At 55.2% G+C, this 11,742-nt stretch carries 6 protein-coding genes; 2 read left to right on the top strand and 4 right to left on the bottom strand.

Annotated features, from left to right (window positions below; genetic code table 11):
* Nucleotides 1-52: 52 nt before the first annotated feature.
* Complete coding sequence (addA, locus tag KNP84_RS04990; protein WP_215114420.1) at nucleotides 53-3,655, bottom strand: helicase-exonuclease AddAB subunit AddA; 3,603 nt, start codon at nucleotides 3,653-3,655, stop codon at nucleotides 53-55.
* A complete protein-coding gene (addB, locus tag KNP84_RS04985; protein ID WP_215114419.1) occupies nucleotides 3,639-7,079 on the bottom strand; it encodes a helicase-exonuclease AddAB subunit AddB in 3,441 nt (1,146 codons plus the stop codon). Before addB ends, addA begins: the two co-directional genes overlap by 17 nt.
* 159 nt (nucleotides 7,080-7,238) lie before the next feature.
* Between addB and KNP84_RS04980 the strand changes: the two genes are divergently transcribed.
* Complete coding sequence (locus KNP84_RS04980; RefSeq protein WP_021066689.1) at nucleotides 7,239-7,619, top strand: truncated hemoglobin; 381 nt, start codon at nucleotides 7,239-7,241, stop codon at nucleotides 7,617-7,619.
* Between the two features lie 55 nt (nucleotides 7,620-7,674).
* Nucleotides 7,675-8,031, top strand: a complete 357-nt coding sequence (locus KNP84_RS04975) for a hypothetical protein (protein ID WP_021066690.1) — start codon at nucleotides 7,675-7,677, stop codon at nucleotides 8,029-8,031.
* A 27-nt stretch (nucleotides 8,032-8,058) separates the two neighbouring features.
* On the opposite strand, the gene KNP84_RS04970 is transcribed toward KNP84_RS04975, so the two are convergent.
* Together KNP84_RS04970 and KNP84_RS04965 are read right to left on the bottom strand one after the other, a co-directional pair.
* Nucleotides 8,059-8,469: a hypothetical protein gene (locus KNP84_RS04970; RefSeq protein ID WP_021066691.1), complete on the bottom strand. Its 411-nt coding sequence runs from the start codon at nucleotides 8,467-8,469 to the stop codon at nucleotides 8,059-8,061.
* Nucleotides 8,470-8,599: 130 nt separating this feature from the next.
* On the bottom strand, nucleotides 8,600-11,668 hold the full coding sequence (locus tag KNP84_RS04965; protein ID WP_215114418.1) for an efflux RND transporter permease subunit: 3,069 nt from the start codon (nucleotides 11,666-11,668) through the stop codon (nucleotides 8,600-8,602).
* Nucleotides 11,669-11,742: the final 74 nt, after the last annotated feature.

Here is an 11,742-nt window from a genome sequence, read left to right as displayed (position 1 = left end):
AATAAGGGTGTACGGTGTATAACCGTACCCCTTTTTCTTCACAACGTCTACATTATAATACAACAATTTCCTGCAATTCGAGCGAATAAATGAGCATCTGCCCGACCGTGATTCCCCAAATCGCCTCAATCGCCTCACGATAAAGCGAGAGTTGGACGTGATAGCGGTCACGTAACATTTGTTTGGCCGCGTCACGGGAACCGCTCGAGAAAAGCACAGAGTCCGATTTATAATCGAGAAGTACATACGTCTCTCCGTCATAAAACAGACAATCGATAATCCCTTGGATCAGCACGTGCTCGTCGGTGAACGTCCCCGTTGGATTGACTCGCTCGGCCGGGACCGTGTACGTGAACGGTAGCTCGCGCCAACCTGTCCCGGTTTGAAGCGCTGCGGTCAACGCGCGTCCTGTGTCCGAGGCAAAGAACGCCTTGATTTCAGGACTCGCAAGCCGTGCCGTCTCGGCCTCGACCGGGCTGAGCATGCTTTCCGCTTCCCAGCGGTCGATTTGGACATCGAGCGGCTCAGACGGGTCGATCAATTGGAAGACGAGATGTAACGTCGTCCCCCGTTCGGCCCCTGTCTGCTGAGCTTGCTTCCATTTTGGTTCTCGATACGGAGTGTCCGTCGCCCGGTACGTCTCTTCGAACGCCGCCTGTTCAAGCTGGAGCGCCCGCTTCAATTCGGTCACCGTTTGTTTGGCCGCCGTCTCCGTCGCAGCCTGTGCCGGATAGGCGTAGGCGAACGCCTTGTGGACGAACTCACTGACGTTCGCTTCGTCTTTCACCGGAAAATCGATCGCCTCGAACTGTTTGACATGATGGAGCTGTGCCATCATCTCTTGGAGTGTGGCGACTTCTGCCAAATCCTCTTCACCAATGATGCGATACGTCCACGGTGTCGCTTCTGGTTGCGGAGCGATAACCGGCAAGCCTTGTTGTTCTAAGAACGAGGCAGCCCCTTCAAGTTTCAGGAGTGCCGGCGCGACCCAATCGAGATACGTCTTCGCGTCACGACGCGACTCAGCCGACAACGTCGTCCCGGTCTGCTCGACATGCAGCCACTGCTGAATCTGCTTCCCCGGTTCTTTAATCGTCCCGACCAAAATCAGTTTCTCTTTGGCCCGAGTGAGCGCGACATATAAGACCCGCATCTCTTCGGCTTTCATCGTGGCATCGAGATCGCGGCGAATCATCTCTTTGACGAACGTCTCCGTCTTCGTCCGGGTGACGACATCGATGGCGTCGAGCGAGATGCCATACCGTTTATGGAAGATGACGCGCTGCATTTGGTCGCGTTTATTGAACTGCTTTCCAAGCTGGGCGACGATCGTGACCGGGAATTCCAGTCCTTTCGACTTATGGACCGTCATGATTCGGACGACGTTCTCTTCTTCGCCGAGCGAACGCGCCTCTGACAAATCCTCACCGTTATCTTGCAGTCGGTCCATCACGCGGAGGAAGCGATACAAACCGCGGTATCCGCTCCGTTCATAGGACAAGGCCCGATCATAGAGCGCCTTCAAGTTTTCTTGGCGTCCTTTCCCACCTGGCAAGCCGCCGGCGAAATCGTAGAAGCCGGTGTCGTTGAACACTTGTTGAATCAGCTCCGACAAACTATGGTTCCGTGCGAACGTGCGCCACGCCGACAACGCGTCGAGCACATCGCCGCACTTCAGACCGAGGTCATCCTCATCGTCCGCTTTCGCTTTGAGCGCCTCGAAGAACGAGTCCTCCGATTCAAGACGAATCTTGGCCAGTTCTTGGTCACTGAAGCCGAACATCGGTGAACGGAGCGCTCCCGCGAGCGGGATGTCTTGAAGCGGATTGTCAATCAGTTTCAACACGGCGAGCATCATGCGAATCTCGGTCGCCTGGAAATAGCCGCCGTCTGAATCGGTATAGGCCGGGATGTTGTACTGTGTCAAAATATCCATCAGCTGTTCGACGCGCTCTTTTTTCGAGCGGACCAAGATGACGATATCGCGATATTCGCACGACCGCAGCAAGCCGGTCGCCTCATCGGTCACTTTGAACGGTTCCTCGCCCGAGACAAGTTCTAAAATCCGGGTCGCGATGGCGCGTCCTTCGAGCTCTTGTTTCGAGAGATCACGACTCTCACCATTGACGAGAATCAGCTCAGGTCTCGCCTCGAGCTCCTCATACGCCCGGCCTGGCACGAGTCGGGCCGCCTCATCGTATTCGATCTCACTTACTTCCTCGTCCATCAACCGGACGAACAAGTCGTTGATGCCATGGAGCACTTCGGCCCGGCTCCTGAAGTTTTGGGACAGGTCGATCCGTTGTCCCGAACCACCTTGTTTGAACCGGGTCGCCTTCTCGATGAACAGACGCGGCTCGGCATGGCGGAACCGATAAATCGATTGTTTGATATCGCCGACCATGAACAAGTTGCCGACGTGTTCGGCTTCGTGGCTGACGAGTCCGATAATCGTCTCTTGGATCTCGTTCGTATCTTGATACTCATCGATCAACACTTCGGCGAAGCGCTGTTTATAGAGCGATGCGACCGAGGACGGTCCGTCCCCGTCGCGCAAAATCGCGAGCGCATAATGTTCAAGGTCGCTGAAATCGACGAAGGCGCGGTCCCGCTTCGCCTGCTCATAGGCGGCACCGAACGTCCGGACGGTCTTGACGAGCGTCTCGACGAGCGGACGTTGCGTCATCAAGACCTCTAAATAGTCCGCTCCGCTCGTGCCGGCCTGTGCGGTCGCTTCGCTCAACTTCTTCTTCGCCTGGTCGTAGGCCGGTTTCAACACCGTGTGGTAGACATGATGTTCGTCTTTCTTTTGGACGGATTTCATCGTCCCGAATTTGACGGCGCGGGAAGCCGTCTCGAGCTCGCTCCACTTGAACGAGTCCGGATCAAGGTTCGCGAACGGCAAAATCGCCTGTTGCACGTTCTCGGATTGCGCCTCATAACCGGCGAGCCGAAGCTCGATGGCGACGCGACGAAGTTGACGCAACGCCTTCTCGATGTCTACCCAAAGCAGGTGACCGAATTCGATCAGCAATTGCTCATCGTCCGGGTCCCCGTCAAATTGATACAACGAGACGAGCTCATCCAAATAGGCTTCCGGGTCAGGCAGTGTTCGCGCATAGTGATAAAGTCCGAGAATCAACTCCTCAATCTCACTGTCCCCGCGGTCGGACGTATAGGCGTCAATCAAGGCGAAGAACGCTTGGTCTTGTTCGCCATAGGCGTCTTCGAGCACGTCTTCGAGCACATCGTCCTGCAAGAGCACCAAATCACGCTCTTCAGCGATTTTGAACGCCGGGTCGAGGTCGAGCAAATAGTAATTCTCTCGAATCACCTCGAGACAGAACGAGTGAATCGTCGTGATGAGTGCTCGGTTGAGCATTTGGCGTTGTTTGCGAATATATGCGTTCTCCGGGTCGTCACGAAGCGCTTGATCGAGCGCTTTGGCGATTCGCCGCTTCATCTCGGCCGCGGCCGCATTCGTGAATGTGACCACGAGCATGCGGTCGGCCGTCAGTTCGTCCGTCTCATCCAAGAGACGGCTCGCAAGTCGTTCCACGAGGACTGCCGTCTTGCCGGAACCGGCTGCCGCCGAGACGAGCACGTGCGATCCTCTGGCATCAATGGCCGCTTGTTGGTCATTCGTCCACTTCATCGACGTCACCTCCTAATCTTGACAAGACGTCATCTTTTTCTAGCTTTTTCAATTGCCGTGCCTCGTTGGACAACGCCTCATCAAAGTGACAGACACTTTGGAACGGGCACGTCTGGCATGGCCGGCGTTCTTTATACTCATACGGTTCGACCCCGATTTCACCGTCATACATCGCCTCGGCGCTCGATTGGGCCAAATCGATGGCATGGTCCATCAACTGTTCGAGTTGCGGTGGCGAGACGACTTTTTTCGTCGTGTTCGCATCGAGCGTCCCGTCTTTCTTGTACTTGACCGGGATGACGATTGATTTTTTCTGGTCGAGTTTCGCCGTCCGGTCCATCATCTCTAAAATGGCCGGATCATCGACGAGCAACCCTTGCATCTGATACGACTCGAGCACCTTGCGTTCGGTGTCGGTATCCGTCTCGGCCGGAGCGACGAGCGGGCGATGGACGTGGAAATAGAGCGCGGCCGCTGGGGCGACGTTCTCTTGCGTCCAAGCGTTCGCCTGCTCAATCAACACTTTCAAATAGATGAGCATCTGCATCGCGAGCCCGTAATAAATCTCGGCGAAGTCGATCTCTCGTTTACTCGACTTGTAATCGACGATCCGAACGTACAATTGGTCGTGAATCGAAGCCGTATCGACCCGGTCAATCCGACCGACGAGTTCGCACGTCGCCCCGTTACTGAGCGTGAACGATACCGGCGGGAAATTGCCGCTGCCGAAAGCGAGCTCAAAGGCGACCGGATCGAACCCGTCTCGTTTCGACTGCTCGATTAACACTTCCGCCGTCTTGCTGACGACGTCGGTCAATTTTTTCTTCAAATAGCCATACCGGTTCGAACTCATCAAAATCGCGTTTTGAATCTCTGGTGTGACGAGCTCGACGGCCGCCTCGGCGAGAGACGAACATTCCTCCCGGCTCACATCACGCCATTCTTTCCCTTCCATCTGCACGGTCTGGGACATGTGCTCGATGGTGCGATGATACAAGTTGCCGATATCTGGCGCCTCTAAGCGATACAAGCGGCGCTCTTTTAAACGAAGGCCGTAACTCGCGAAGTGACGGTACGGACAGGCTTGGAACGTCTCGAGCCGCGAGACGCTCGCCCGAATCGAGTTCGTGTACAGCGACTTGGCGACGTCTTCCGGTAACGGCTTGGGCACGTTTTGATAGAAGAGCGCGCTCGTCAATAACCGGATCCGCTCGCGGCCTTCCGGATGTTTCAACAGCTCGTTATATACCGTGAACCACGTGTCTTGAATCGGGTAGTGGCGACTGAGCCGCTGTAATTCGAGCGCCGTGACCGCTGCCGTCTGATTCACGTTCGTGATAAACGACAACTGGTCGCTCGGGCGATGTTCCCCGGCTTCTGCGAAGTGGGTCGTCACGACCTTGCCGCCGCCAAGCCGCGCCTTGAGGTCCGCGATGAAGCTGGCCGGCTGAATCGCCTTGCCGGCGCGGTCGACGAGGGCGTAGCTGACGAACAGCCGATGACTCGGTGCAGTGAGCGCCTTATACAAATAGTACGTCTCATCGTCAAACAAGTGCTCGGTCGCTTTCCCGGCCCGGACGCCGTTCTCGTGCATGAAGTCGAGGTCCTGGTCGGTCAATAGTTTCGACTGGGTCGAGACGAGCGGGATTTGATCTTCGTTCGCTCCGAGCAGGAAGACGACTTTCTTATCAAGCAACCGGCCCCGAACATAATCGGTGACCGTCAATTGATCCAAAGAAGGCGGGACGAGCGCATAGCGCAGACTATCGAGCCCGGTGTCCATCATTTGGAGGAACAGCTCGGTCGAGAGCGTCTCGTCCGGTGCGGCCGCCTCTAGCTGTTCGAGCAAGTGCAACACCGCGTCCCATACTTGCGTATGTTCGCGCGCCTCGAGCAAGCGTGCCTCTTCGAGCGCCTCATCTCGCCAATGGGCAAGACAGGACGCCACGCCGACTCGTTCCAAGAATGCGTAGATGGCATGCGTGTACGCCTGCATCGTCTTCGCTGCCTTCAAGTCATCCAACAACGGGTCGAACGTGTCGACGACGGTTTGCCGATAGCGATTGAGCGCCGTCTCTAAGTCGAGTTCTTCCCCGGTCAACCGTGCCTCTTCCTCGGCACGACGTTTCAAGTACCACGCATCATGCCAATGGTAATGTTTAATCCCCCGTTCAATCACGAACGCCTCGAGCCGATCGACCGATGTGCGTCGATGCTCCGCATCGAGCAGAATCAATTCCGTCTTCAGTGCGCGAAACACCGGCTCTTCCCGGTATCCACGGAGTGCGACTTCAATCGTCGCCTTCAGTAATTCGACGACCGGATGATCGAGCATCGGTTGTCGCTCATCGAGGAAGAACGGCAAGTTCATTTTTTGTAGCGCCTGCGTCGCCAAATCGCCGTACGCTTCAAGCGAACGGGACACGAACGCGATATCGCGGTAACGGAAGCCTTCCTCACGAACGAGACGCACGACTTCACGGACGGCGGCCTCGACTTCCACCGACCGGTCGACGGCCGCGTGTAACACGACGTTCGAATCGGGACGGGTATACGGGGCTGCCGTCACTTGCCCGAACGTGGCCTCGAGATAGGCCAAGCTCGGATGTTGGAAGCGAGGCGCACCCGTATGAGGCGTGTCACTCGACGAGATGCCCCGTTCGGATAACAGCTCTTTGAAGCGCATGAGCGTACGCTGTGTCGGTCCGAAAGACGGATGGGGCCGGTAGAGCGAATCCGGATCGATCGTCAACAGGACATCGAGCGGCGCCTTCTCCGCCAAAGCGACCAGCACCGCCAGCTCCTGCTCGGAAAATTCATTGAACCCATCGACGTAAAACCGGGTCCCGGTCAAGTCGATGTCCGGCAACAGTTGCAGCAGCACGTTAAAGTAATCTTCGGCGTGCAGCGATTTCCCCGCTGTCATCGTCAAGAAGCCTTCATACAGGATGGACAGGTCCTGCAGTTTCAGCGACCGGTGTTGGTCTTGTTCGCTCAAGCGGAGCAACTGCTCCGGATCGACGAGTCCTCGTTTGAGGAGCGTGATCAACGCATTCAATTCCTCATAGAAACCGAACTGATTCATCGTCCGGCGGAACAAGGTCAAGCGTTCCTCGTTCATCTCGACGACACGGCGCAACAGCAAATGTGTCCCCGTCTGGTCCAAAAACTGTTCGGTCGCGACGCCACGGTCGCGCATCATCAAAAAGGCGAGACGGCGCATCGATAAGACTTGAATCCGGGTCGACCCGTTCAAGCCGTCGGTCATCGCCATTTTCCGTTCCATTTCAAACGACATTTGGTCTGGGACGAGCATATAGATGGTCGGTCCGCTCGGGTCACGCTTCAGCTCTTCGATGACTTGTTTCGTCATCCATTCGCTTTTTCCGCTCCCGGAACGCCCGACGTGAAAAGTGACCGTCATTTAGGCGAACACCCCTTCCCTTTTTTCTTTATTATGACCCATTCCGCGCAGTTTGTAGAGGGAAATCCTTCGAGACCCCGGCAAGAAAATTGACCAGCCCGCATCCTTCCCAATTTCAGCGAAAATCGATTAGACTGGACGTATGAGGGGGAAATGAACATGAGTGCATATGAACAATTCGGCGGCGAGCGTGGAGTCCAACAGCTCGTAGACGCCTTTTATGATCTCGTCTACGCCGACCCGGTCTTGTTGCCGTTGTTTCCGGACGACAAAGAGCGGGTCAAAGCGCATCAATTCGAATTTTTAACACAGTTGCTCGGGGGACCGAAACTGTATACGGAACGTCGTGGTGGCGGTAACTTGGCGATGATCCATCGTGACCACCCCATCTCTGAGACGCATGCCGGACATTGGCTCGGCTGCATGGAGCAAGCGCTCAAAACGGTCGATGCGCCCGAGTCGATCAAACAACAGCTGTTCCATCGCTTGATCATGTCATCCTCGAACGTCGTCCGCGTCTGCTCTCACCATTTTGAGTAGTCAGCCTTTCGAAAAGCGGGTATGATAAGAAAGTAAGTAAAGGAGGTCGTTTTTCATGACAGAAGAAGAAAAGAAAGAGGCCGTTTCGTCTGAAGAAGAAACGGAAGAAGTAGAACCGACGGCAGTCCTCGCCGACGCCCTCGAAGAGGACGAAGAGGAAGAAGACCAACCCGAAGAAAAGAACATGGACCACATTAAAGGTGTGTTCAACTATATGCACGAGAACGGACGAGAGTACCGCGTCGTCTTTTATCAGGACCGCAAAAACCTCGTCTTCCGTGAACTCGGCAACGGGAAAGTCGAATTCGTCGGACGTTTCACTGACGAGGCATACGATGAAGAGAATGAAGCAGAGATGCGCGAACTCGGCGAGCAACAGCTCGAACGGATTCTTGCGGATCGTCTCAAATAAAAAAATCGCCCGAGTTGGGCGATTTTTTTATTTTCCTTTGTTCCGCTTTTTCTTGCGCAGTGCATAAATGACTCCGGCAATCCCACCAGCGACGGCAATCCCGGCCATGGCAGGCACGAGGATTTTCTTCGTCGGAATCATCTCTTTGACCCGTTCGTACGGTGTCGGCACCGACAACTCGAGTTGAACGGCCGACTCACCATGACCGTTGGCCCGCGCTTTGCGTGCCGCATCGGTGATGACGACGCGCCCCGTCGTATAACGGCGATTTCCATGCTCATCCGTATACGGACGACGTACGCGTTTGACACCGCGAACCGTCTTCCCACGGGCTGCATCCGGACGGACGACGCGTTCGCTCGTCCACGCTCGTCCCCCTGTCGCACTGTAAGCCGGGCGAATTGTCCGGCGATTTAACCATGTGTATGAATCATTCATCGTTGATTCCCTCCAATATTGTGAAGTCCTTCTCTTATTATACCCATAGAGCATCTCACAAAAACATACGTCTCCCGACGTAAACGAACAAAGGATGGCCCACCTCGGGCCATCCTTTGTCGTCATGCAATTACTCTGTGAACGGTTTATCCCGGTGGCGACGTTTCGCCAAAATCAAGTAGTAGGCCGGGACGAGCACGAGCGTCAGTACCGTCGAGAACAGAATCCCTGACACGATACAGATGGCAAGTGGTTTGAAGAGCGGGTCTTGTCCGAACGCGACCGGCAAGAGGGCGACGACGGCGGTCAAGGCCGTCAACAGGATCGGACGAATCCGGGCCCGCCCTGCCTCATAGACAGCGGTCGTGACAGCCATGCCGTCCCGAATCCCTTGCTCGATGAACTCGAACAAGACGACGGCGTTCCGCACGACGATTCCGGCGAGCGAGACAATCCCCATCGAAGCCATGAAGCTAAATGGCGTCTGTGTGATGAACAGTCCGACGACAGCTCCGGCAATCGCCAAGTAAATCGTGAACAGGACGAGCATCGGTAGTGACAATGAATTGAACTGGAATGCGATAATCAAGAAGATTAAGAACAAGACGACGACGAACAACGTGGCGAGTTCAAGGAAGAACTCGTTTTGTGTGTCACTTGCCCCCGATTGATCAAAGGCGATCCCGTCATCGGTCAATGCAGACTCCGCATCGGCGAGCACGCGGTCGACGTCTTGTTTGAACGCTTCCTCGTCCATACCTTCGCTCGCAAAGATTTGGAGCGTCACGGTCCGTTCTCCGTTTTCACGCGGAATCTGTTGAATCTGTTCCGTCGTCGTTTCGGTGACGAACGTGCTGAGCGGTGCGACCGGTGGGCCGGCTTCCGTTTCGACTGGGACGAGAATATCGTCTAAAGCGAGCGCCTCACGGTTTGCTTCCGCATCGACGACAATTTTCACATCGCGCTGTTCGACACCATCATCGAACGTTCCGATCGGAATCCCGTCCGTGACGAGGCGAATCTGGTCACTGATCGCTTTCGCGGTCACGCCAGCGGCCGCCATCGCGTCACGGTCGAGCTCATACGTGAGTGTTTGGAACGGCTCTTTAATGTTATCGAGGACGAGTGCGCCGTCAATCTCTTCGAGGTCTGCTTTCACGGTATCCCGTGCCGCCACGAGCTCGTCGATTGTCTCGCCGCGCATCGTGAACTCGACAGGTGCTGAAGTCGGCGGTCCTTGTTGTTGCGTATCCAAGAAGATTTCAGCATCCGGGTTGTTTTCCCGGATTTGTGTCGTATACTCATCAATCAATTGAATCGCATCGATTGTCTCGTTATCGACACGGACGACGATTTGGCCGGTGTTGTCACCTGTTTGGTCGAGACCACCCGTGAACAGGCTCGGTAACCCGCCCCCGGCAAAGATGGACGTCTCGGTGACGCCATCGATGCTTTGGAACTCTTCCTCGATGGCTTGAAGTCTCCGTTCCGTCTCTTCCAAGTCGGTCTGGACCGGTAATGTGACGCTCGTCACGACTTCTGGTCGGTTCGCGGCCGGGAAAAATTCGAATGGTGTCAATAGAATCAATCCGTACAAGGCGGTCGTGATGACGAAACCGACGAGTCCGAACGTCCATGGACGCTTCGCAACTTTTGGCAACAACGTGTCCGCATAGAAATTACTGAGACGGTTGAGTGGTTTCCCTAACCAACCCGGCTCTCGTTTCGAGACTTTGACTTGTTTCCGGTTCAACCAGTATTGGGCAATCGGGACGAGAGTCAAACTGATGACCATCGAAGCGAGCACCGATAACGCCAATACGGTCGGCAAGGCGCGGATAAAGTTCCCGTTCGCACCTGACAAGAGGGTCAATGGCAAGAAAGCGAAGACGACGGCGAGCGTCGAAGTGACGATCGAGCCCCACACTTCTTTCGTCCCGCGTACGGCACCTCCCATCGCCGTATCCCCTTTCCGGTAACGACGCAGGATGTTGTCGTTGACGACGATGGCGTCATCGACGAGAATCCCGAGGGCGATGATGGCACCGATGATGGAGATTTGGTTCAAGTCGACCCCCGTGAAGCGAAGCGGGATTAACGCGAGCAAGAACGATAATGGAATCGCTAAGCTGACGATGATGGATCCTGATACCGTCAATCCAATCGTCGTGACGACGATGACGGCAATCATGGCGACGATGAACTCTTTTGTCAACGACGAGAAGATCGCGTCGACCGCTTTGGCCTGCTCGTAATAAGGGACGAGCTCGACGCCAGAGACGTCTCCGACTTCTGCGGCGACGACTTCATCGACGCGTTCTTGCAGCGTCGGGATATCTTGTCCCGACTCGATTGTGACCGTCAAGGAAATGGCGGGCATCCCATCGAGCGAGACGAGGTCGGTGACCGCTTTTTCCGTCTCTTCGACCGTACCGACGTCTTCGAGTAGAACGGGCGTCCCGTCTACCGATCCGACGACGACTTGGCCCATATCATTGACGTTCGTCAAACTGTCGATCGCCAACTGATAGATGCCCTCTTCCGTCGACTGGCGTCCGAGCGGTGTCGTTTTATATTCTTCATTGATGGCCGTCAAAACGTCCGGGAAGGCGAGTTGACGCTCCCCGAGTTCGGCCGAGTCGAGCGAGACGACGAATTCGGTTTCTGGCAATCCTTTGATTGTCACACCGGTCACGCCTTCGGTCCGCAACAATCGTTCCTCCAACCGCTCGACATCTTCTCGAGCCGCTTGCAACGTTTCGCGGTCGTCCGAAGTCAACAAATATGAAGCGACCGGCAATTGTCCGATTGAATCATTGACGGTCGGTGCCAGCGCATTCTCAGGCAAGCGCGGTGCGGCATCCGAGATGGCTTGGCGCACGTTCGCCTGGAGCTCACTTCGGTCGAAGCCGTCTTCATACTCGACTGTGATGTTTGAGAACTCGGATGCGGATAATGATGACACTTTCTCGATTCCTTCGAGTCCTCTCAATTCAGTCTCCAAAATATTCGTGACGTTCCGTTCGACCGTCTCTGCGGTCGCGCCTGGATATGGCGTCTGAATCAAGATGATATTGACACTCGTCTCCGGAATTTCACGCTTCGGAAGTTGGAAGAACGTGAGCACCCCGACGACGACTGCGACGAGTAAAAACACGATGACCAGTTTTCCTCGTTCAATCATTTTTTGAAAAAACATGTTGACCCCTCACTTTCAGATGATGTGCAAATACACATATGAACTATTCTTCTTCATCATAGAGGGGTTCGTCA

The sequence above is a fragment of the Exiguobacterium sp. s70 genome, from assembly GCF_018618315.1.
GTDB classification, from domain to species: Bacteria; Bacillota; Bacilli; order Exiguobacteriales; family Exiguobacteriaceae; genus Exiguobacterium; species Exiguobacterium chiriqhucha.
This window is presented reverse-complemented; position numbering and strand designations above follow the sequence as displayed.